Below are 22,725 nucleotides of genomic sequence, written 5' to 3'. Positions count from 1 at the left end.
GCCTGTTCACTCAGAGGAGCCCTAACCATGGCACTGAGCGCTCAAGAAAAAGCCCAGATCGTAAACGACTACAAGCGCGCTGAAGGCGACACCGGTTCTCCGGAAGTGCAGGTTGCCCTGCTGTCCGCCAACATCAACAAGCTGCAGGGTCACTTCAAGGACAACGCCAAGGATCACCACTCCCGTCGTGGTCTGATCCGCATGGTGAACCAGCGTCGTAAGCTGCTGGACTACCTGAAGAACGTTGACACTGCTCGTTACAGCGCCCTGATCGGTCGCCTGGGTCTGCGTCGCTAATTTAGCGTTGCAGATTTGGAGCGGAAGCCTGGAGCCGGAAGTGGGGGAAACCCTGCTTTCGGCTTCTGGCTTTCCGTCTTCCGCGTTTTGGACGGTGTCGGGTCCGATTCCCGTAGCTGCCCGCGATTTCCCCAAGAGCCACAAATAGAGAAGGTAAAGACACCGTGAACCCGGTCATCAAGCAATTCCAGTTCGGTCAGTCGACCGTCACCCTCGAAACCGGCCGCATGGCTCGTCAGGCCAGCGGTGCCGTACTGGTCACCATGGACGACGTTACCGTGCTGGTGACTGTGGTCGGCGCCAAGCAAGCCGATCCGGGCAAGGGCTTCTTCCCGCTGTCCGTGCATTACCAAGAGAAAACCTATGCCGCCGGCCGTATCCCCGGCGGTTTCTTCAAGCGTGAAGGCCGTCCTTCCGAGAAGGAAACCCTGACCTCGCGCCTGATCGATCGTCCGATCCGTCCGCTGTTCCCGGAAGGCTTCATGAACGAAGTGCAGGTTGTCTGCACCGTGGTGTCGACCAACAAGAAGTCCGATCCGGACATCGCCGCCATGATCGGTACCTCCGCTGCTCTGGCTATCTCCGGCATTCCGTTCAGCGGCCCGATCGGCGCCGCCCGTGTCGGTTTCCACCCGGAAATCGGCTACATCCTCAACCCGACCTATGAGCAGCTGCAGAGCTCCAGCCTGGACATGGTCGTGGCCGGTACCGACACCGCCGTACTGATGGTGGAATCGGAAGCCGAAGAGCTGACCGAAGACCAGATGCTGGGCGCCGTGCTGTTCGCCCATGAAGAGTTCCAGTCCGTGATCAAGGCGGTCAAGGAACTGGCTGCCGAAGCCGGCAAGCCGACCTGGAACTGGAGCGCTCCGGCCGAGAACACCGCGCTGGTCAACGCCATCAAGGCCGAGTTCGGTGCTGCCATCTCCCAGGCCTACACCATCACCATCAAGCAGGACCGCTACAGCCGTCTCGACGAGCTGCGTGATCAGGTTCTGGCCAAGTTCGCCGGTGAGGGCGAAGGTCAGTTCTCCGCTGGCGAAGTGAAAGATGTCTTCGGTCTGCTGGAATACCGCACCGTGCGCGAGAACATCGTCAACGGTCTGCCGCGCATCGACGGCCGCGACACCCGCACCGTTCGTCCGCTGAAGATCGAAGTTGGCGTACTGGGCAAGACCCACGGTTCGGCCCTGTTCACCCGTGGCGAAACCCAGGCCCTGGTCGTTGCAACCCTCGGTACCGCGCGCGATGCCCAGCTGCTCGATACCCTGGAAGGCGAGCGCAAGGACAGCTTCATGCTGCACTACAACTTCCCGCCGTTCTCGGTTGGTGAGTGTGGTCGCATGGGCGGCGCTGGCCGTCGTGAAATCGGTCACGGCCGTCTCGCCCGTCGCGGCGTACAGGCCATGCTGCCGAGCCAGGCAGACTTCCCGTACACCATTCGCGTGGTTTCGGAAATCACCGAATCCAACGGCTCCAGCTCCATGGCGTCGGTCTGTGGCGCTTCCCTGGCCCTGATGGACGCCGGTGTTCCGGTCAAGGCGCCGGTTGCCGGTATCGCCATGGGTCTGGTCAAGGAAGGCGACAAGTTTGCCGTTCTGACCGACATCCTCGGTGACGAAGACCACCTGGGCGACATGGACTTCAAGGTAGCCGGTACCGCTCAGGGCATCACCGCCCTGCAGATGGACATCAAGATCAACGGCATCACCGAAGAAATCATGGAAAAAGCCCTGGAGCAGGCGCTGGAAGCGCGCCTGAACATCCTCGGCCAGATGAATCAGGTCATCGGCAGCGCGCGTGCCGAGTTGTCGGAAAATGCTCCGACCATGATTCAGATGAAGATCGATTCGGACAAGATCCGCGACGTCATCGGCAAGGGCGGCGCGACCATCCGTGCCATCTGCGAAGAGACCAAGGCTTCCATCGACATCGAAGACGATGGCAGCGTGAAGATCTACGGCGAAACCAAGGATGCCGCTGAAGCTGCTCGTCAGCGCGTACTGGGCATTACCGCCGAAGCCGAGATCGGCAAGATCTACGAAGGCAAGGTGGAGCGCATCGTCGACTTCGGCGCGTTCATCAGCATCCTGCCGGGCAAGGATGGCCTGCTGCACATCTCGCAGATCAGCGACAAGCGCATCGACAAGGTCACCGACGTTCTGCAGGAAGGCCAACAGGTCAAAGTCCTGGTACTCGACGTCGACAACCGTGGCCGCATCAAGCTGTCCATGAAGGACGTTGAAGCTGCCGAGGCCTCTGGCGTCTAAGCCAGCGACCGCTAAGAAGAAAGGGGGCCTTGCAGGCCCCCTTTTTTTGCCCGGAGAATGGGCGCCTATCGATCAAGGATGTCACACGGCATGGACAAGACTTACTGCCACTATCACCCTGCGCAGCCGGCGACCTGGCACTGCGCGCCCTGCGCACGGCATTTCGGCGACTGCTGCATGCCGCGTAATGCCGATGCGCCGGATGAGCAGCCGAGCTGCCCGTTGTGCCGCGCAGCTCTGACCTACCTGGGGGCAGCCAACCGCGCGCAGCCCTTCTGGGAGCGCATTCCGCGTTTCTTCCTCTATGGCCTGCAGGCCGCACCGCTGCAGCTTGCCGCGTTGGTGGCGCTGGTCAGCCTGTTCATGCCCTCTGGTTTTATGGCCACGATGGCGCTGCTGGTGGTGTTGATCAGCCTGACCAGTAAATACCTGGAGGCGGTTATCGAGCATGCCAGCCTGGCACTGGCAGAGGCCCCCAGCCTGAGCGCAGCCTTTGGCTCGGGACGTTTCAGTCTGTTCTTCCAGTTGCTGGGTCTGGTGCTGTTGAGTGCCGGGCTGATGTGGTTGGCGGCGGACTTTCACAGCGAGGCGATCTTCATGATCACCGCGCTGCTGATTCAACTGGTGTTGCCGGCCATCATCATCCGCCTGGTGCTGGACAAGAGTCTGTTGGCGGCCCTGAATCCGGACGCGATTGGTGCGGTGATCAAGGCCATGGGCTGGCGTTATCTGATTCTCTGGGTGTTCTGCTTCATGCTGTGGAGCCTACCGGACTCGGTGACGTACCTGCTGGCCCACGGCCTGCCGCGGGTTGTGCTGATGCCGGTGGCGACCTTCCTGTTTGTCTACAGCCTGGTGGTGATGAGCGCCATGCTTGGCTACGCGGTGTTCCAGTATCAGGGCGCCCTGGGTTTTGCCGCGGCGGCAGAGGATGAGCATGCTGGTTTTCCCGAGCCGGAATACCGCAAGCGCCGCGCACTGGCTGAAGCGGAAATCCGTCTGAAGGAGGGGCAGGCCGGCCAGGCACTGGAAGTCCTCGGCAAGGCGCTGGATCGCGATGCCAACGATCTGCGTCTGAATGAGCGTTATCACCAGTTGCTGTTCGCCATGCAGTCGCGTGAGCGCTGCCTGCGCCACCTGGCGCATTACCTGCCGCTGGCTGCCCGGCAGAATCCCGCGCAAGCAGCCACGGCCATGCTCAATGCACGGCAATTGCAGGGCGACTATCTGCCCGAGGATGCACTGGTCTGTGAAAAGGTGGCGGAGGCCTTGCTGGCGCGGCACAAAACCCGCGAGGGTCTGAGCCTGCTGCGCAACTTCCACCAGCGCTTCCCCGACTACCCGCATGTGCCGCGGGCCTACCTGCTGGCGGCACGTGGCTTTGCCGAGGGGCTGGGGCAGCTGGAGCCGGCGCAGAAACTGCTGGGTTTTATCCGCAGTCGCTACCCCGGCTCGCCCTTGCTGGATGAAGTGGAAGCTTTGGAAGCAGTGATCAGTCGTCTGGCGGCCAACTGATCAGCGCGCCAGGTGAGCCTGCAACAGGTTCACCTGGCGGGTTTGCTCGGCATCCGGGAACTGTTCGCGGAGCAGTCGTGCGACATCGGCCAGGCCGTGGCGATCACCACGCTGGCCAAGCTGCTTGCTCAATTGCAGGCTCAGCGTCGCCAGCTGTGCGGGTGCTGGGGTTTGTGCGGCGAGCAGGCGCCAGGGTTGCAGAGCATGGCGGCTGTCGCCTTCACGCAGCAGATGCTGCAGCAGATGCAGCAGCACGCTGGGGTGCTTGAGCATCGGTGACTGACCTTCGCCGGCGTCGCTGGCCAGCTTCTGCAGCAGGGCCAGTTGCCCGCTACCGGCGGGCAGGGCAAACAGCTGCTTCAGCAATGCGCTGAATAGCGCCTTGTCCTGGCGGGTCTTGGCAACCGGGTAGAGCTTGTCGAGCAGCTCCAGGCGCTCGGGGTAGCGCTGCAACAGGTCCAGCCCGCGACTGGCGGCCTGGTCGAGAACGAAGCGGCCGATCAGTTGATCCAGTGCCTGCAGCTCGCGCTTGAACGGCGCGTCGGCATCTTCCTTGTTGATGTAGGCCTCGTCGACCTGGATGCGGTTGAACTGGCGAGGCAGCCACACGGCGATGAAGCCGAAGGCGATACCACCAAAGTGCGCCCAGTAGTTGACGTTATTGTCGGCCAGCAGGGCGCCATAAAGCTCCTTGCCGAGAAATACCGGCAGCACCCACAGGGCGGGTGCGGTGAAGTAGCCGAATAGCGGGCCCAGCCAGTAGAAGAACTTGATCCTGCGCAGGCCATAGACGCCCAGGTACATGCCCATCAGGCCGGCAATCGCACCGGAGGCGCCGACACCCGGTACCCACGCAGGTTCCACAGCCCACCACAACAGGTGCGAGGCCAGGCCGCTGGCCAGATACAGCAGCAGGTAGGTGGCTTTGCCCAATGCCAGTTCCAGGGCGAAGCCAAAGATGAACAGGAACAGCATGTTGCCCAGCAGGTGATCGAAGCTGCCATGCAGGAACATGGCGCCGAACAGCCCCTGGATGGTAAAGCGCTCGGGAATGAAGCCGAAACGGAAGCTGCTGATCTGATCGCGGGCGGCTTCGGCGGCCTGGCGTTTGCTCTGCCACTGGGCATCGGCCTGATAGTCAGCCCGCTGGTGGATCTGCTGCTCGAACTCCAGATCGGTCAGGGCGGCGCCCGCCAGTTGCTGGCGTGGCATGGCCTGGACCTGCTCGCGCTCGTACTCCTTGAGCTCGTGCTCCTGCATCAGTCGTTCGACGATCAGATTGCGCTCGCGATTGAGCAGTCCGCCGTCGAGGTAGCTCTTGATGGCGGCTTCCTGTCGTGCCTCATCGCCACTCTGGTAGGCAAAATAGATCAGGCAGTTAAGCAGGATCAGCAGCAGGGTGATGACCGGCGGGCGTTTCCAGTCGAGCGGGTGTTCCGCCGGAATGATCAGCATGAGGGACTTCCGTGTGCTTGGGTGTTACTGCTGGCGCTTGCTGGTTACGCTGTCCAGGCGGCCGCCTTCGAATCGCAGGTAGTAGTACATACCGTTGATTGGGCCGTAGACCCATTCCTCGATCTGCATTTCGCGATTGCCCTGCTTGTCCGTGGTATAGCCAAGCATTTCACGGCTGGCGGGTTGACCGCACTTGCTCTCCACCTCCGAGGTCCGATCCCCCTCACTGGCGATCTTGCTTTCGCAACGGAAGCTGGCATGGGCCTCAGCACTGAGAACCAACGCCATGCTGCTGAGTAGAACAGAAACTGTCTTCATTCTTGGACTCCATTCCTTGGTTTTGGGGTTACTGCTTGCGCTTGCTGGTGACGCTGGTCAGTCGACCGGCCTCGAAGCGCAGAAAATGATACATGCCGCTGCGCGGGCCGTAGACCCATTCTTCCACGGCGACTTCATTGCGTTCGCCATAGTAACCGGTGACGACCCGGTAGCCGAGGAAATCGCGGCTGATCGGTTCGCCGCAGGTGCTGAGCACTTCGCTGGCGGTATCACCGCTGCTGACCAGGCCACTGCCGCAGCGCAGGGTGGAGCTGGCCCAGAGAGAGGGGCTGGTCAGTAGCAGAAGACAGAGCAGCAGTCGGTAAGGCATGACGGGACTCACTGGTTGCGCCGGGTTTCGATGGTGCGCAGGCGGTTGGCTTCGAAGGTGAGGATATACAGCATGCCGTTGCTCGGCCCGTACACCCATTCCTCGATTCTGAATTCACGGCGATCGTATTCGCCCAGGCTGTAGCCCAGCACGTCGCGGTATTTGGGCGGGCCGCAGCGCTCCTCGACCTCGAAGGCACGATCGCCGACGCTTACCAGGGCGCTGCCGCAGCGCATGCTCTCGGCCTGGCTGGCGGCGCTCCAGGCCGCCAGCAGGAGGAACCACAAAGTCTTTTTCACTATTCGCTGTCCAGGTGCAGGGCGCTGGCGGTGCGTCCGGGTTCGGCGGTGTCGCTGAGGGCGACATCCAGCAGGAAGATGCGTTCATCAGCAAGGCCCTGACTGACCAGGAAATCCTTGATGCTGCGGGCGCGATCCTGAGCCAGCTGACGCAGCAGCAGCTCGCTGCTCTGCCAGTTGGCGAGCACCGCCTGCTCCAGACGGGCACTGCGTTCGGCATCATCCAGCTCTTTCCATTCGGCCGGAGGCTGTTGTTTCAGGCGGGCGCGATAGATACCTTCGAGCAGGCTGGGCTTGACTCCGTCCGGCACCTCCAGCTCGCCGGGGCTGGCCGGGACCTTGTCACCGCTGCGTTGCAGCATGCGGTAGTAGTTGCTCTGGTATTCCTCCTGCAGGCGTTGGCTTGCCAGCAGGGGGCCATCATTGGTTTTGGCGCTAATGCCTTCCACATCCAGACGCAGGGTCGGGCGCTGTTGCAGGGCCTTGGTCAGGGTCTCCAGGGTGCCCTTGGCCTGTTTGTCCAGACTGTCGCTGCCCGGGGCGAAGCTGACCTGGCTGAGGTCGGCCTGCTCGCCGCCGACCAGCCCGGCGATGAAGTTGAACGGTGCCTGCACGGCCCGCACTACCAGATTACGCAGGGTCTGCCAGACGATGGGCATGACGCTGAATTCAGGGTTGTTCAGATCGCCCGAGACTGGCAGCTCGATGCTGATCTTGCCTTCGCTGTCCTTGAGCAGGGCCACGGCCAGGCGGATCGGCAGGTCCACCGCATCCTTGCTGTCGACCTGCTCACCCAGCTGCAGCTGCTCCAGCACCAGCTTGTTGTCGGCATTCAGCTGGCCTTTCTCGATGCGGTAGTGGAGGTCGAGGTTGAGGCGACCCTTTTTGATCCGGTACCCGGCGAACTTGCCGGAGTAGGGCGTCAGGGTGGTCAGTTCCACATGCTGGAAACTGGTGGCGATATCCAGCTTGTCTAGCGGTGCGAAGGGGTTCAGCTCACCCTTGATGCTGACCGGCGCATAGCGATCGACGCGCCCCTTGATATCGACCGCCGCCGCCTTGGGCGAGCGGCTGTCGATGGTGCCGATGTGACCGTCGAGGCGCTGGATGGCGGTGGCGAAGTTGGGGTTGAGGCTGAAGTCGGCAAAGTTGGCCGAGCCGTCGGCGATCGCGATACCGCCGATATGGATGCCCAGCGGTTTGCCTGGGGCGCTGGGGGCCGGGCTGGCGGGTTGCGGGATCAGCAGCTCGTTGACGTTGGTGGTCAGGTCTTCGTTGATGATGAAACGGGCATAAGGCTGCTGCAGGCTGATCTTGTCGATGCGCAGTTGGTCGCCGTGCACGTACTGCAGGCCGTCTAGCTGCAGTTGCTGCCACTTGAGGAAATCCCGGTTTTTCAGGGTGTCGAGCGTATGCAGCTGGTGTACCTCGGCGCTGCCGGCAACGCTGAAGGCCAGTGGTGCAGCGCTCTTGAGGTCGACCTTGAGATTGCTGCCGAGCAGGCCGCTGCGCAGCTCCAGGCGCACAAACGGCTGCAGATAGGCCTGGGCCAGGCGCAGGTCAATATCCTTTGTGGTGATCTGCAGCTGGGCACCGAGCGGTTGCAGCAGAACCTGGCCGGCGGCGCTGAGCTTGCCCTGCTTGCCCAGGCCGCTGTCGAGCTTCAGCTGGAAGGGCTGGTCGCCGCTGCTGACGAAGTTCTGCAGGTCCAGATCCAGGGGGCCGATATCCAGTTTCACCGCCTGCTCGGGGACGCGGTCTTCGAGGTGCGCACGGTAGCCGCGCAACTGGGTATTGACCAGGGTGATCTGCCAGGGCTTATCGACGCCTGGCGGAACTGGCTCCGCCTTAGTCTGGCCGTTCGCGGCAGCGTCGCCAGCAGAATCGTCAGGGGCGGCCGCGACGCTACTGGTTTCAGTCGGGCTGTCGGTCGGCTCTGGGCTGGTAGCCGGTTTGGCCGGTGTGGCCAGCAGTTTCTGCCAGTCGAGCTGGCCATCCTTCTCGCGGGCCGCCCAGGCTTCCAGGTTCTGACTGCGAATCTGGCCGATGATCACCTGCTTCTGTGCCAGGTCGAGCGAGCTGTTGCTGATGTCCAGGCGCTCGAGCTTCAGCAGCGGTTTCTGCTCGGGGCTCTGGATGGCAAAGGGCGCGAGGCTGACGGCGAGTTGTTCCAGTTTCAGTGTGGTGCCCTGCTGCAGGCTGAACTGGTAGTCGGTGCTGGCGCTCAGGGTGCCCTCCTGCAGGTCCAGCGGCACGGCATCGCGCACATAGGGCCAGATGGCCTTGAGCTTGGCGTCGCTGAGTTTCAGGCTGCCGGTGGAGGCTAGTGGCGTGAGGCTGACCTCGCCTTGCCACTCCAGCTTGCCGCCGTTGGGCCCGGTGGCCATAAGGGTCAGCTCGGCATTGTCATCGGGCAGGGTGCTGAGCTTGTGCAGGCTCAGATCAAGGCTGTCGTAGGCGAACTCGATAGCTTCACTGGGGCGCTCATCCTTGAAATGCAGGCTGCCGCCGTTGAGGGCAAGGCGATCGAGGCGCAACGGGAAGGGCTCACCAGCCGGCTCTTCTGTCTTGGGCTCGCTGGGCGGCAGCTTGAACAGCTGGGTCAGGTTGAGCGTGCCGTCCTTGGCGAACAGCAGCTCGGTGTGCGGCTTGTCCAGTTCGATACTGGCCAGGTGCAGGGCGCCGCTCCATAGGCTGTCCCATTGCAGGTCGATGCCCAGGTGCTCGAAGCCCACCTGACGCTGTGCGCCTTCACCCAGTTGCAGGCCCCAGAGATCGAGCTTGAGCGTAAAGGGATTGAGTTCGATGCGCTGCAGGCTGGCGGGCACTGTGGCGTACTGCGCCAACTGCTGGTTGACGATGCGCTGACCGACTCCGGGCAGAATCAGAAAACCCAGCAGGCTGTAGGTGCCTGCGGCGAGGGCGAGGGTGGTGAGGCCGCGTTGCAATCCTTTGGACATGGCTGTGTGCACTTTCCCGACACGTGATGTCCTGAGTATGGCTGGCAAGGCGGGAAGTGGTCTAGCGGGCTTTAACAGGCCGTTGAAAACCTACCTGCGTTGCCCATGCAGCGTTAAAAACAGGCTCAAAATGCTCATTTACTATTTGTAAACTGCGCTTCTTCGCCTGTTTTTGCCTTGCGCTGGCTGCCTCGCCAACGTTTTTCAACCGTCTGTTAGAGTTGCAGGCGCAGGGTTTTCAGCGGCGGCTTGCCGTCCCGTGAGGGGAAATCGTCGGCCGGGCGGATCACCTGGCAATCCCGAACCGGTCTGCCGAGTTTTTCCGCGCAGCGCAGCACCTGCTGGCGCCAGTCTTCCAGCTCGACCCTGGCCAGGTTGTTACAGCAGATCAGCGTGCCACCCTTGGCGGTTGCCAGCAGGGCCGGCTTGAGCAGGCTCTGGTAATCGCGCAGCAGGTCTACTGTGCCAAAGGCACTCTTGGCCCAGGCTGGCGGGTCGAGCAGCACCAGATCGAACTGGCGCTGTTCGAGGCGAGGATAGTGCGGCAGCTTCTGCCCGCGCCGCGTGCTGACCGGCAGGCCAGCGAGCTGGCGGATGGCCGGGAAGTAGTCGGACTGGATGAACTGCATGGTCGGCAACTGCGGGTTCAGCGCGCCGTTCTCCTTGCCCACCTCCAGATTGCCCTCGGCAAAGTCGAGGTTGACCACTTCGCTGGCACCACCGGCTGCGGCACACAGGCCGACGCCACAGGTGTAGGCGAACAGATTGAGTACCGATTTACCTGCGCTGTGAGCCTTGATCCAGCCCCGGGTATTGCGCAGGTCGAGAAACAGCAGCGGGTCCTGCCCGGGATGACGGGCACGCACCCGGTAGTTGAGCCCCCACTCGTGGCCGATCTGATCTTCCAGGGCGGCAGGCTCTATCTGGTACACCGGGTCGCTGCGGTCGATCCGCGAATTGCTGCCGGAGCGGTCGTTGTAGACCAGCTGTAGTTCCAGTCCCAGAGCCTGGTTGATGGTCGCGTGCAGTTGCAGCAGGTCGTCGCGCTCGACGGGGTGGTGGAAGCTCTGCACCAGCAGTTGCGGACCGTAACGGTCGGCCGTGAGGCCCGGGGCGCCCTCCTGGCTGCCGTGGAACAGGCGGTAGCAGTCGGTGCCCTGGCTGTGCAGCTGCGCCAGCAGGGTTTCCCGGGCGGCGAGGGCGGCGCGCAGCGCCTGGTCGAGAGAGGACATGCGCGGCGTCTCGGCAAAAGGAAGGCGCGCAGTTTACCAAGAAAAACGCCGGCACTAGGCCGGCGTTGCTCCGTCGTCAGTCGGTTCAGGCACGTTCGATTGCGAGGGCCACACCCTGACCGCCACCGATGCAGAGAGTGGCCAGGCCTTTCTTGGCGTCGCGCTTGATCATCTCGTGCAGCAGGCTGACCAGGATACGGCAGCCGGAGGCGCCGATCGGATGACCGAGGGCGATGGCGCCGCCGTTGACGTTGACCCTGCCGGCATCCCAGCTCAGCTCCTTGCCGACGGCCAGGGCCTGGGCGGCAAAGGCTTCGTTGGCCTCGATCAGGTCGAGGTCGTCCAGCTGCCAGCCGGCCTTGGCCAGGGCGCGCTGGGTGGCGCAGACCGGGCCGATGCCCATGATGGCCGGATCGACGCCGGCATTGGCGTAGCCGGCGATACGTGCCAGTACCGGCAGGCCCAGCTCCTTGGCCTTGTCGGCACTCATCAGCAGCACGGCGGCGGCGCCGTCGTTGAGGGTGGAGGCGTTGCCGGCGGTGACGCTGCCGTCCTTCTTGAACGCCGGCTTGAGCTTGGCCAGCGACTCGGCGGTGGTGCCGGCACGCGGCTGCTCGTCGGTGGCGAAGCTGACCGGCTCGCCTTTGCGCGAAGGAATCAGGATCGGGGTGATCTCGTCATTAAAGCGCCCGGCCTCGATGGCGGCGGCAGCCTTGGCCTGGGAGGCGGCGGCGAAGGCATCCTGCTCCTCGCGGCTGATGCCGTACTTGTCCACCAGGTTCTCGGCGGTGATACCCATGTGGTAGTCGTTGAAGGCGTCCCACAGGCCATCCTGGATCATGGTGTCGATCAGTTTGCCGTGGCCCATGCGCTGGCCGGTGCGGGCGGCGGGCATGACATAGGGCGACTGGCTCATGTTCTCCTGACCGCCCGCGATGATCACGTCGGCATCGCCACAACGGATCGCCTGGGTGGCCAGGTGCAGGGCCTTGAGGCCGGAGCCGCAGACCTTGTTGATGGTCATCGCCGGGACCGTGTGCGGCAGACCGGCCTTGATGACCGTCTGGCGTGCCGGGTTCTGGCCGGCGCCGGCGGTGAGGACCTGGCCGAGGATCACTTCATCCACTTCGCTGCCGTTCAGGCCGGTCTGTTCCAGCAGGCGCTGGATCACCGCGGCACCCAGGTCTACGGCGGGAATGGCGGCCAGTGAGCCCTGGAAACTGCCGATGGCAGTACGGGTGGCGGCGACGATGACGACCTCTTGCATGGCGGGGCTCCTCGAAAACAGTGGGGCGCGGACTGGCCGCGGCAGGGGCGCTATGGTGGCACAGACGCTTTGCCGGCGACCAGCCTGCGAACCGACCGGTCAGCCGCGCGACGGCAGGCCCATGCGTCGACGGGCGTGGTGGATGGCACCGCCACGCACGGCCCAGCGCAGGGCCGGAGCCAGGCTATTCACCCCGGCTTGGATGGCGCGACTGCGAGCAGCTCCGATGTGCTGCTCAAGCATGGTCTGGGCCCAGTCGGGCAGCAGGTCGATGCCGGCCTGCATCAGCAGCTTGCCCACCGGCACGGCCAGCGTGCTGGGTGCCGGGGCGGCGAGCAGGATACGGAGGATTTCCCGCGAGCGCTCGTCACACAGTAGCTGCGGGCGGATGGCGGCAAGGTAGGCGACCACCTCGGCGCGGGATTTCGGTACGTTATCGGCGCCCAGGCGCTCGGCGATCAGCGCGACTTCTGCGTAGTAGCGGTCCTGGTCGGCACCACTCAGCTGCGGGTTGCGGTAGCGCAGGTGGGCGGCGAGAAAGCTCGACACCTCGGCCACGTGTACCCAGGTCAGAAGGGCTGGGTCGCTGGCCGCGTAGGGCCGTCCGTCCGGCGCGGTACCGACCACCTGCAGGTGGATGGTGCGTACCTTTTCGATCAGCCAGTCGGCGTCACGGCGCGAGCCGAAGGTGGTGCCGGAGATGAACTGACCGGTACGGCGCAAGCGACCGATCAGGTCCTCACGGAAGTTCGAGTGGTCCCACACGCCGGCCAGCGCCAGCGGATGCAGGGCCTGCAGGAGCAGGGCGCTGATGCCGCCGACCATCATGCTGGTGAAGTCACCATGCACCTGCCAGCACACCGCCTCGGGGCCGAACAGGCCGGGATCGCCCTTGGGCTGGCTGAAGTCGATCTGGCCGAGGACGATGCCGCTGAGGCTGAGTACCTGGGCTTCGATGCGGCGGCGGAGAAATTCCATGGGGGCAAACTCGATATACGGGGGGAGACCTGTAGGAGCCAGCTTGCTGGCGATCAGCGCACTGTCGAGAGATCGTCAGCAAGCGGGCTCCTACAAAGGCGGTGTTACTGGTTCAGGCGCTGGCTGATCAGGCTGTCGACCACGCTCGGATCGGCCAGGGTCGAGGTGTCGCCGAGGTTATCCAGCTCGTTGCAGGCAATCTTGCGCAGGATGCGCCGCATGATCTTGCCCGAGCGGGTTTTCGGCAGGCCCGGCGCCCACTGCATGAGTTCGGGCTTGGCGAAGCTACCGATTTCCTTGCTGACCAGCGCCAGCAGCTCTGCCTTGAGCCGGTCGCACAGCTCCACGCCCAGCACCGGAGTGACGAAGGCGTAGATGGCCTGTCCCTTGATGTCGTGCGGGTAGCCCACCACGGCCGCTTCGGCGATGGCGTCATGCAGGACCAGGGCGCTTTCCACCTCGGCGGTGCCGATGCGGTGGCCGGAGACGTTGATCACGTCGTCGACCCGGCCGGTGATCCAGTAGTAGCCGGCCTCGTCGCGGCGCGCGCCGTCGCCGGTGAAGTAGTAGCCGGGGTAGGGCTTGAAGTAGGTGTCGATCATCCGCGCATGATCGCCGTAAACGCTGCGGATCTGGCTCGGCCAGCTGGCCTTGATCGCCAGTACGCCACTGCCCGGACCGTCGATCTCCAGGCCCTTGTCATCCAGCAGCACCGGCTGCACGCCGAAGAAGGGGCGGGTGGCCGAGCCCGGCTTGAGGTTGGTGGCGCCGGGCAGCGGGGTGATCATGATCGAGCCGGTCTCGGTCTGCCACCAGGTATCGACGATCGGGCAGCGCTGCTCGCCGACCACGTGGTAGTACCACTCCCAAGCTTCCGGGTTGATCGGCTCGCCCACCGAACCGAGCAGGCGCAGGCTGGAGCGGTTGGTCTTCCTCACCGGTTCCTCGCCTTCGCGCATCAGGGCGCGCAGGGCGGTGGGCGCGGTGTAGAAGATGTTGACCTGGTGTTTGTCGATCACCTGCCAGAAGCGCGAGGCATCCGGGTAGTTTGGCACGCCCTCGAAGATCAGGCTGGTGGCGCCGTTGGCCAGAGGGCCATAGACGATATAGCTGTGCCCGGTGACCCAGCCGACGTCGGCGGTGCACCAGTAGATATCGCCTTCGTGGTAGTCGAACACGTACTTGTGGGTCATGGCCGCGCCCAGCAGGTAACCGCCGGTGGTATGCAGAACGCCCTTGGGTTTGCCGGTGCTTCCGGACGTATAGAGGATAAACAGCGGGTCCTCGGCGTCCATCGGCTCGGCCGGGCAGTCACGGCTGACGGTCTGCATGGCCTGGTGGTACCAGAGGTCGCGGCCTGCAACCCAGTCCACCTCGCCCTGGGTGCGCTCGACCACGACCACGGTGGAGACATCCGGGCAGCTTTGCAGGGCCAGGTCGACGTTCTTTTTCAGGGGTACGTACTTGCCGCCACGCACGCCTTCGTCGGCCGTGATCACGGTGCGGCAGTCGGCGTCGAGGATGCGGTCACGCAGGGCATCAGGGGAGAAGCCGCCGAACACCACCGAGTGCACGGCGCCGATGCGCGCGCAGGCGAGCATGGCGTAGGCCGCCTCGGGGATCATCGGCATGTAGATGCACACCCGGTCGCCTTTCTGCACGCCACGGTCTTTCAGGACATTGGCAAACCGGCTGACCTTGTCGTGCAGGCGGTTGTAGGTGATGTGCGCCGATTCGCTGGGGTTGTCGCCTTCCCAGATCAGCGCAATCTGCTCGCCCCGCCCAGCCAGATGGCGGTCGATGCAATTGTGCGCGACGTTGAGCAGGCCACCCTTGAACCACTCTGCCTCACCCTTGAGCAGGTTGCTGTGATGCAGCTGATCCCAGGGTTTGAACCAGTCGAGGAAGGCCCGCGCCTGTTCACTCCAGAAGGTGTCTGGCTGATCGATGGACTGGCGGTACAGGCGCAGGTAGGTGTCGTTGTCCAGATGTGCGCGAGCGCGCACGGCATCGCTGACCGGATGCTGAGTGATGGCGTACATGGCGGGTCCTTATTGTTGTGATTCCGCGATGGGCGCTAGGGTGAACCAAGCAACTGCTTGGTTCAATAGCCGGGACGCAGTATATGGCCGGCATATCGGTCAGCCGATGGCGACAAAAAAGCCGACCGGCTGTGCGGCAGGGTCGGCTTTTACTGGGGAAGGTGCGCTGCTTAGCCGCGGTGGCGACCGCGGAAGAACTCGATCAGGCCCTGGGTCGAGCCGTCATCGGCCTGGCTGTCGTCGCTGCCGGTCAGGCGCGAGTAGACGTTCTTACCCAGCTCCTTGCCCAGCTCAACGCCCCACTGGTCGAAGGCATTGACGCCCCAGAGCACGCTCTGGACATAGACCTTGTGTTCGTACATGGCGATCAGCGCACCGAGGCGGCGCGGGCTGATGCGTTCCAGCACCAGGGTGTTGCTCGGCCGGTTGCCGGGGATCACCTTGTGTGGCGCCAGGCGCTGCACTTCGCTTTCCGGCAGGCCCTTGCCCCGCAGTTCAGCCTCAGCTTCCGCGCGGCTCTTGCCCTGCATCAGCGCCTGGCTCTGCGACAGGCAGTTGGCATACAGCCACTGGTGGTGGTCGGCCACCGGGTTGTAGCTGGACACCGGCACGATGAAGTCGGCCGGGATCAGCTGGCTGCCCTGGTGCAGCAACTGGTGATAGGCATGCTGGCCATTGCAGCCGACGCCGCCCCAGATCACCGGGCCGGTGCCGGCGGTGATCGGCGAACCATCCTGGCGCACGCTCTTGCCGTTGGACTCCATGTCCAGCTGCTGCAGGTGGTCGGTGATGTTGCGCAGGTAATAGTCGTACGGCAGGATCGCCTGGCTGCGTGCACCCCAGAAGTCGCCGTACCAGACGCCCAGCAGAGCCAGCAGCACCGGGATGTTGCGTTCGAAGGGGGCGCTCTGGAAATGCTGGTCCATGGCATAGGCGCCGGAGAGCATTTCCTTGAAGTTGGAGATGCCAATGGACATGGCGATCGGCAGACCGATGGCCGACCACAGCGAGTAGCGCCCACCTACCCAGTCCCACATCGGCAGCACGTTTTCCTCGCGGATGCCGAACGCCTTGGCCGCCGCGACGTTGCTCGATACGGCGATGAAGTGGCGGTGCAGCTCGGCCTCACTGCCGCCTTGGGCGAGGTACCAGGCTCTTGCCGCCTGGGCGTTTTTCAGGGTTTCCAGGGTGCTGAAGGATTTGCTGGAGACAATGAACAGGGTGGTTTCCGCCGACAGCTTGCTGACCAGCTCGCGGAACTCGCTGCCGTCGACGTTGGCCAGGTAGTGGCAGCGCACGCCCTTCTGGGCGAAGGGCAGAAGGGCCTCGGAGACCAGCTGCGGGCCGAGGAAGGAGCCACCGATGCCGATGTTGACCACATCGGTGATGACCTTCTCGCTGTAGCCGCGCCACAGACCGTTGTGCAGGCGGGTGACCAGGTCGGTCATCTGCTGCAGCACCTGATGCACGTCGGGCATGATGTTCTTGCCGGCGACGAACACCTTGTCACCCACCGGACGGCGCAGGGCGGTGTGCAGTACCGGGCGCTGCTCCGAGGCATTGATCACCTGGCCGTTGAACATGGCCCTGATGGCATCGCCCAGTTGCGCTTCTTCGGCTAGTTTGACCAGCAGTTCGAGGGTCTGCTCGGTAATCAGGTTCTTCGAGTAGTCCAGCATCAGGCCGCAGGCATACAGGCTGAAACGCTGGAAGCGCTGGCTGTCACTGGCGAAGGCAGCACGCATGCTGAACTCGCCCATGGCTTCACGGTGCTCGGTGAGGGCCTTCCAGTTGGCCAGTTGGGTGACATCGAGGGGTGTCAGGTGATGATCCATAAGAACCTTGCAGCGTGAGAGCGAACGGGGAGTGTATTCAACAAAAGCCCGGCATGGGCCGGGCTTGATTCTAGCGGTTATGCGGCGCAAGCCAATGGCTTGCGCTTTTCAAGTCGGGCTCAGGGATGGCTGGTGAAGGCCAGGTTGTCGATCAGGCGCGTGGTGCCGAGGTAGGCGGCCACCAGAATCACCAGTTCCTTGTCGCCGGCCTGGGCCGGACGCAGGCTGCCTGCTTCGCGGATTTCCAGGTAATCGGGGCGGAAGCCAGCCTTCTCCAGGTGCTTGAGGCCATCCAGGGTCAGGCGCGAGAAATCGTCGCGGCCGCCACAGATGCTGTCGGCCATGTCCTTGAGGGTGGCGAACAGCTGCGGTGCCACCTGGCGTTGTTCGGCGCTGAGGTAGCCGTTGCGCGATGACAGTGCCAGGCCATCGTCGGCACGTACGGTCGGCTCGCCGAAGATCTGCACCGGCAGGTTGAGGTCACGCACTAGCTTGCGGATCACCGCCAGTTGCTGGAAATCCTTCTCGCCAAAGATCGCCAGGTCCGGCTGGACCATGTTGAACAGTTTGGTCACCACGGTGGCGACGCCCTCGAAGTGCCCCGGGCGACTGCCACCGCAGAGGCCTTCGGAAACCACCGGCACGCTGATGCGGGTCTGGTCGTCCATGCCCTGGGGGTACATCTCTTCTGGCGTCGGGGCGAACAGCAGGTGGCAGCCGGCGCTGACCAGTTTTTCCTGGTCGGCGGCGAGAGTGCGCGGGTATTTGGCGAGGTCTTCGTTGGGGCCGAACTGCAGCGGGTTGACGAAGATGCTGGCCACCACGAAGTCGGCGCGCTGGCTGGCTTTTTCCACCAGGGCGACGTGGCCGCTGTGCAGGTTGCCCATGGTTGGCACGAAGCCGATGCGCTTGCCTTCGGCGCGCGCGCGGGCGATGGCGGCGCGCAGTTCGCGCACGGTCTTGACGGTGTTCATGCAGAAAATCCGTGTTCGGCAGCGGGGAAGCTGCGCTCCTTGACAGCAGTCACGTAGGCGGCCAGTGCTGCCTGGATGGAAGGTTGGCCGTCCATGAAGTTCTTCACGAACTTCGGCGTGCGTCCGGACAGGGCCAGGCCGAGCATGTCGTGCAACACCAGGACCTGGCCATCGGTATCGATGCCAGCGCCAATGCCGATCACCGGAATCTTCACCGATTGGGTGATTTCCGCGGCGAGGGCGCTGGGTACGCATTCGAGCAGGAGCATGGCGGCACCGGCCTGCTCCAGTGCCATGGCATCGGCACGCAGCTGACGGGCCTGGGCTTCCTGGCGGCCCTGGACCTTATAGCCGCCGAGGATGTTGACCGCCTGAGGGGTCAGACCGAGGTGGGCGCAAACCGGAATGCCGCGTTCGGCCAGCAGGCGGATCGGCTCGGCCAGCCAGGCCGCACCTTCCAGTTTGACCATGTGCGCACCGGCCTGCATCAGCGCGGCGCAGTTGGTGAAGGTTTGCTCCAGGCTGGCGTAGCTCATGAACGGCAGGTCGGCGAGGATCAGGGCGCCCCGGTTGCCGCGCTTAACGGCAGCGGTGTGGTAGGCCATGTCGGCAACGCTGACCGGCAGTGTGCTGTCCTGGCCTTGCAGGACCATGCCCAGCGAGTCGCCCACCAGCAGCACGTCGACGCCGGCCTGGCAGGCAGCCTGGGCGAAGGTGGCGTCGTAGGCCGTGAGCATGGCGATCTTTTCGCCGCGCTGCTTCAGCTCTTGCAGGGTGGTCAGGGTTACATCAGGCATGGGCATGTCCTCATTCAAGCTGCCGGCGTACGGCGACTGCGCGGGGCAATGTCAGCGTCGGCAGGCCTGGATTGGCGCCTCTCGAAACAGGGCGCTAGGCAACGGGACGCCTATAGTCCTGATGGGGGGCAGGGAAGTCAATTGCAGGTGTTACCTGCGTGTTACGCCGTTACCGTCGGCAGTGGCGCCGCGGCAATGCGCTCGAGGCCAGTAAACGGGCAGGCGGTCAGCAGCTCGGTCAGCACGCGGCCATCCGGCAACTGCAGGCCTGGAGCCAGTTCGGCCAGCGGATACAGTACGAAGGCGCGGGCGTGCATATGGTAATGCGGTACGGTGAGGCGCTCGTCGTGCAGCACGCGCTCACCGAACATCAGGATGTCCAGGTCGAGGGTGCGCGGGCCCCAGCGTTCGGCCTTGCGCTGGCGCCCCTGCTCAAGCTCGATGCGCTGCAGCTGGTCGAGCAGGGCGTGTGGTTCGAGGCGGGTGTCGAGTGCGGCCACGGCATTGACGTAGCGTGGCTGGTCGGCAGGGCCGAGCGGGTCGCTGGCATACAGCGAGGAACAGCCAATGAGGCGGCTGTCAGGTAGGGCCTGCAGGGCCTGCAGAGCCGCGCGCAGCTGGCTCTGGGGCTCGGCCAGATTGCTGCCGAGGCCGATATATACACTCTCCATCTTATTCGCCGCTGGGCGCGCTGCCGTCACTGCGCGGGCCGCGACGTCGGCGATTGCCGCCGCGACGACGCTTGCGCGGGGCACCACTGCTGTCTTCCTTTTCCTTGCTGCTGAGGTCGCGGATCATCTGGCGGCGCTCACTGTCGGAGACTTCCTGGTAGTCGGTCCACCAGTCGCCCAGGCCGTCAGTTTGCTCACCAGCGCTTTCACGCAGCAGGAGGAAATCGTAGCCCGCACGGAAGCGCGGGTTTTCCAGGAGCAGGTCGGCTCGCTTGCCCTGGCGACGCGGCAGGCGCTCCTGCATGTCCCAGATTTCGCGGATCGGGATGGTGAAGCGCTTGGGTACGGCGGTGCGCTGGCATTGCTCGACGATCAGGCTGTGCGCCGCTTCCTGCATGGCCGGGATCGGCGGCATGCCCTGTTCCTGCAGGCGCAACACGCGAGCCGGCAGGGCTGGCCAGAGCAGGGCGGCGAAGAGGAAGGCAGGGGTAACCGGCTTGCCCTGTTCGATGCGATCGTCGGTATTGATCAGGGCCTGGCGAATCAGCTTGCCGGCATAGTCCGGCTGCTGGCGCAGGGCCGCGCCGGCGGCAGGGAAAAGTGGGGCGAACAGGTCATATTGCAGCAGTAGTTCGAAGGTGTGTTCGGCATAGCCGGAAAGGAATAGCTTGAGCACTTCGTCGAACAGGCGGGCCGACGGAATATCGCGCAGCAGCGGGGCCAAGCGCTGGATCGGCTCGGCGGTGTGGCGCTCTAAGTCGAAGTCGAGCTTGGCGGCAAAACGCACCGCACGCAGCATGCGCACCGGGTCTTCCTGGTAGCGCTGGGTCGGGTCGCCGATCAGACGTATCTGCCGATTGCGGATATCCGGCACGCCGTGGGCATAGTCGAGTATTCGCTCGGTCACCGGGTCGTAGTACAGCGCATTGATGGTGAAGTCGCGACGCTGGGCGTCGTCTTCCAGGCTTCCGTACACGTTGTCGCGCAGGATGCGCCCGCTTTCGTGGCGGGAGGACTGCTGTGGGTTGTCCTCGTCATCGATTTCCGGGTGGTTGGCGCGAAAGGTCGCCACTTCGATGATCTCCCGGCCGAAATGCACATGGACCAGCTTGAAGCGGCGGCCAATGATGCGGGCGTTGCGGAACTCGGCGCGCACCTGTTCGGGAGTGGCGCTGGTGGCGATGTCAAAATCCTTGGGGTCGAAGTCGAGCATCAGGTCACGGACGCAGCCACCTACTGCGTAGGCCTGGTAACCGGCCTTCTGCAGGCGCTCGACCACATTCACGGCGTTGCGGCTGATTCGGTCGCGGGCCAGGTTGTGCTGGCGGGCATTGAGCACGGCGGGGGTGCTGCGCGGAGGGGCGTGGGGGCGCTTGCGTCGTAGCGTCTGGATCAGCTTCTTCAGCATGGGGTGTTCTGTCGAATGGATTTCGGGGCCGGCAGGATAAAGGCCCGGGCAATAGCCGCGGATTCTAGCACTGGCACGAAGACTGGTGAATGCAGCGGGGGGAGAAGGGGCAAAGCTACTGGGGGAACCGAAGTTCCCCCCCAAGTTGGTGCGTGCTTTGTTTTTATTATTATTACGGGCTTATTGTTGGAATTGTTTGACCCGTAAGGCAGGCCAGGGGCCTTGTCAGCTACTCCCAAGCAGGGAGTCAGTAGCCAACGGATTGCTTTGGAAGCTGATGTTGCCATGATCAATCCATGATCCAGTCAGAGCGGCGGCTGCCTCGGGGCAGATTTATTATTCTCGGTCTGTCTGCGGTTTGACCCGGCGGCGCTTCCTCTCCAAAACAATCAGTTAACTGCGCCTCCACACTTTTGTTTTTGTTGTACGGGAGTCGTAACGTCTTATTTTTATTGTTTTAGCTGGAGCTTTTTATTGTTGTTGTGCCAAATAGAAAGCAGATGGCGTGCCAACTTTTTAAAGCCATTTAAAATCAGTGACTTAGCTGTTTTTTGTGGTGGCGAGATGGTTGCGGGTGGGGCAGGCTCGTTACCGGTTGCCCCGGACTTGTTACGAGATGTTGAGGGGGTAACAGCAAACTGCCGGCTCAGGGCCGGCAGTCTGGGTCAGGAGGAAGCGCTGGATTTGCGCCGGGGAATGCCCAGGCGCTGGCGTCGTTCCCACAGGCACTTGCGGCTGATGCCGAGTTTGCGCGCCAGTTCGGTTTCGGTCATGTGGTCCTGGTGTTCGAGGACGAAGTGCTGGAAGTAGTCTTCCAGTGACAGGTCTTCGGTAGGCTCCAGGCCTGAACCGCTGCTGCTGTTGTCGAAATCGTCGTCCAGCTCGGCCAGTTCGATGTCGATGCCCAGCAGCTCGGCGCTGATCTCGCCGCCTTCGCAAAGAATCACCGCGCGCTCGATGGCGTTCTCCAGCTCGCGTACGTTGCCCGGCCAGCTGTACTGGGCGATCGCCTGCTCGGCTTCGAAGCTGAAATGTAGGCCTTCACGCGCCATTTGCGTGCATTGGCGTTGCAGAAAGGCACGGGCGATTTCCAGGACATCATCGCCGCGCTCGCGCAGGGCGGGCAGGCGCAGGGCGATGACGTTGAGGCGGTAATACAGGTCTTCGCGGAACTGGCCGATCTTGGCCAGGGACTTGAGGTCGCGGTGGGTGGCGGCGATCAGGCGCACATCGACCTTCTGCGACTGTACCGAGCCGACCCGGCGGATCTCGCCTTCCTGCAGGACGCGCAGCAGGCGGGCCTGGGCCTCCAGTGGCAGCTCGCCGATCTCGTCGAGAAACAGCGTACCGCCATCGGCGGCTTCCACCAGGCCGGCACGGCCGGCGCTGGCTCCGGTGAAGGCGCCTTTCTCATGACCAAAGAGTTCGGACTCGATCAGGCTTTCCGGGATGGCCGCGCAGTTCACCGAGATCATCGGTGCCTTGGCCCGGCGGGAGAAATTGTGCAGCGCACGGGCCACCAGCTCCTTGCCTGTACCGGACTCTCCCTGGATCAGTACGGTGGAATCGGTAGGCGCGACCTTGCGGATCTTGCTGAACAGATCCTGCATCGGCGCGCAGTTGCCGATGATGTTCATGTCGCCTTCGACGGCGGCCACGGCCTTTTCCGAGCTGCGGCCAGTGTTGCTGCGCGGGCTTTCTGCTGGGCGGTTACGGGCGTTTTCGCGATCCTTGAGGATGCGGGCTACGGCCTGGAGCATCTCGTCATGGTCGAAGGGCTTGGCGATATAGTCCACCGCGCCGAGTTTCATCGAATCCACGGCCGAACGCAGGCTGGCATAGCTGGTCATGATCAGCACCGGGGTGCCTTCGGCCAGCTTGATCAGTTCTGTGCCGGGCGCGCCGGGCAGGCGCAGGTCACTGACGATCAGGTCGAAGCTGGGGATGCTGTGGCGTTCCTGAGCCTCCTGTACCGAGCCAGCTTCGCTGACCTGATACTGGTTGCGCTCCAGCAGGCGTCGCAGTGCGGAGCGGATGATGGTTTCGTCTTCGACGATCAGGATATTCGGCATCAAT

The 22,725-nt window shown here is 63.6% G+C and carries 18 protein-coding genes; 3 read left to right on the top strand and 15 right to left on the bottom strand.

Features of this window, described 5'->3' with window-relative positions:
* The first annotated feature begins 27 nt into the window (after nucleotides 1-27).
* The 3 genes from rpsO (at nucleotide 28) to HNP49_RS08845 (ending at nucleotide 4,082) form a co-directional block, all read left to right on the top strand.
* Entirely contained in the window at nucleotides 28-297 is a 270-nt protein-coding gene (rpsO, locus tag HNP49_RS08855) for a 30S ribosomal protein S15 (RefSeq protein WP_095940111.1), read from the top strand.
* A 164-nt stretch (nucleotides 298-461) separates the two neighbouring features.
* The gene (gene pnp, locus HNP49_RS08850) at nucleotides 462-2,567 is read left to right on the top strand and encodes a polyribonucleotide nucleotidyltransferase (protein WP_184682426.1); all 2,106 of its coding nucleotides are present in this window, start codon (nucleotides 462-464) and stop codon (nucleotides 2,565-2,567) included.
* A 90-nt stretch (nucleotides 2,568-2,657) separates the two neighbouring features.
* The gene (locus HNP49_RS08845; RefSeq protein WP_184682424.1) at nucleotides 2,658-4,082 is read left to right on the top strand and encodes a hypothetical protein; all 1,425 of its coding nucleotides are present in this window, start codon (nucleotides 2,658-2,660) and stop codon (nucleotides 4,080-4,082) included.
* Here the strand turns inward: HNP49_RS08845 and HNP49_RS08840 are convergent, their stop codons facing one another.
* The 15 genes from HNP49_RS08840 to HNP49_RS08770 all read right to left on the bottom strand — a co-directional run bounded on the left by HNP49_RS08840 (nucleotide 4,083) and on the right by HNP49_RS08770 (nucleotide 22,721).
* Complete coding sequence (locus HNP49_RS08840; protein ID WP_184682422.1) at nucleotides 4,083-5,537, bottom strand: rhomboid family intramembrane serine protease; 1,455 nt, start codon at nucleotides 5,535-5,537, stop codon at nucleotides 4,083-4,085.
* A gap of 24 nt (nucleotides 5,538-5,561) precedes the next feature.
* Nucleotides 5,562-5,855 carry a DUF2845 domain-containing protein gene (locus tag HNP49_RS08835; RefSeq protein ID WP_184682420.1) on the bottom strand — a complete coding sequence of 98 codons (294 nt, stop codon included), beginning with the start codon at nucleotides 5,853-5,855 and terminating at the stop codon, nucleotides 5,562-5,564.
* Nucleotides 5,856-5,883: 28 nt separating this feature from the next.
* Nucleotides 5,884-6,186, bottom strand: coding sequence for a DUF2845 domain-containing protein (locus HNP49_RS08830; protein ID WP_184682418.1), 303 nt, complete (start codon nucleotides 6,184-6,186; stop codon nucleotides 5,884-5,886).
* An 8-nt stretch (nucleotides 6,187-6,194) separates the two neighbouring features.
* On the bottom strand, nucleotides 6,195-6,485 hold the full coding sequence (locus HNP49_RS08825; protein WP_409372530.1) for a DUF2845 domain-containing protein: 291 nt from the start codon (nucleotides 6,483-6,485) through the stop codon (nucleotides 6,195-6,197).
* Entirely contained in the window at nucleotides 6,485-9,445 is a 2,961-nt protein-coding gene (locus HNP49_RS08820; RefSeq protein WP_184682416.1) for a DUF748 domain-containing protein, read from the bottom strand. The genes HNP49_RS08825 and HNP49_RS08820 overlap by 1 nt, the downstream gene beginning before the upstream one ends.
* Nucleotides 9,446-9,660: 215 nt before the next feature.
* The gene (locus tag HNP49_RS08815; RefSeq protein ID WP_184682414.1) at nucleotides 9,661-10,677 is read right to left on the bottom strand and encodes a class I SAM-dependent rRNA methyltransferase; all 1,017 of its coding nucleotides are present in this window, start codon (nucleotides 10,675-10,677) and stop codon (nucleotides 9,661-9,663) included.
* Nucleotides 10,678-10,762: 85 nt separating this feature from the next.
* Nucleotides 10,763-11,944 carry an acetyl-CoA C-acetyltransferase gene (locus HNP49_RS08810; RefSeq protein WP_184682412.1) on the bottom strand — a complete coding sequence of 394 codons (1,182 nt, stop codon included), beginning with the start codon at nucleotides 11,942-11,944 and terminating at the stop codon, nucleotides 10,763-10,765.
* A 99-nt stretch (nucleotides 11,945-12,043) separates the two neighbouring features.
* Nucleotides 12,044-12,922: an oxygenase MpaB family protein gene (locus HNP49_RS08805; protein WP_184682410.1), complete on the bottom strand. Its 879-nt coding sequence runs from the start codon at nucleotides 12,920-12,922 to the stop codon at nucleotides 12,044-12,046.
* A gap of 104 nt (nucleotides 12,923-13,026) precedes the next feature.
* A complete protein-coding gene (gene acs / locus HNP49_RS08800; RefSeq protein WP_184682409.1) occupies nucleotides 13,027-14,964 on the bottom strand; it encodes an acetate--CoA ligase in 1,938 nt (645 codons plus the stop codon).
* 170 nt (nucleotides 14,965-15,134) lie between these two features.
* Nucleotides 15,135-16,799, bottom strand: a complete 1,665-nt coding sequence (gene pgi / locus HNP49_RS08795; protein WP_184682407.1) for a glucose-6-phosphate isomerase — start codon at nucleotides 16,797-16,799, stop codon at nucleotides 15,135-15,137.
* Between the two features lie 119 nt (nucleotides 16,800-16,918).
* Nucleotides 16,919-17,773, bottom strand: coding sequence for a pantoate--beta-alanine ligase (gene panC, locus HNP49_RS08790; RefSeq protein WP_184682405.1), 855 nt, complete (start codon nucleotides 17,771-17,773; stop codon nucleotides 16,919-16,921).
* Nucleotides 17,770-18,570 carry a 3-methyl-2-oxobutanoate hydroxymethyltransferase gene (gene panB, locus HNP49_RS08785; protein ID WP_184682403.1) on the bottom strand — a complete coding sequence of 267 codons (801 nt, stop codon included), beginning with the start codon at nucleotides 18,568-18,570 and terminating at the stop codon, nucleotides 17,770-17,772. Before panB ends, panC begins: the two co-directional genes overlap by 4 nt.
* Nucleotides 18,571-18,731: 161 nt before the next feature.
* Nucleotides 18,732-19,241, bottom strand: a complete 510-nt coding sequence (gene folK / locus HNP49_RS08780; protein ID WP_184682401.1) for a 2-amino-4-hydroxy-6-hydroxymethyldihydropteridine diphosphokinase — start codon at nucleotides 19,239-19,241, stop codon at nucleotides 18,732-18,734.
* 1 nt (nucleotide 19,242) lies between these two features.
* Nucleotides 19,243-20,649, bottom strand: coding sequence for a polynucleotide adenylyltransferase PcnB (locus HNP49_RS08775; RefSeq protein ID WP_184682399.1), 1,407 nt, complete (start codon nucleotides 20,647-20,649; stop codon nucleotides 19,243-19,245).
* A gap of 665 nt (nucleotides 20,650-21,314) precedes the next feature.
* Nucleotides 21,315-22,721: a sigma-54 dependent transcriptional regulator gene (locus HNP49_RS08770; RefSeq protein WP_184682397.1), complete on the bottom strand. Its 1,407-nt coding sequence runs from the start codon at nucleotides 22,719-22,721 to the stop codon at nucleotides 21,315-21,317.
* Between the last annotated feature and the right edge of the window lie 4 nt (nucleotides 22,722-22,725).

The organism is Pseudomonas fluvialis, from assembly GCF_014207935.1.
Taxonomy (GTDB): domain Bacteria; phylum Pseudomonadota; class Gammaproteobacteria; order Pseudomonadales; family Pseudomonadaceae; genus Aquipseudomonas; species Aquipseudomonas fluvialis_A.
This window is presented reverse-complemented; position numbering and strand designations above follow the sequence as displayed.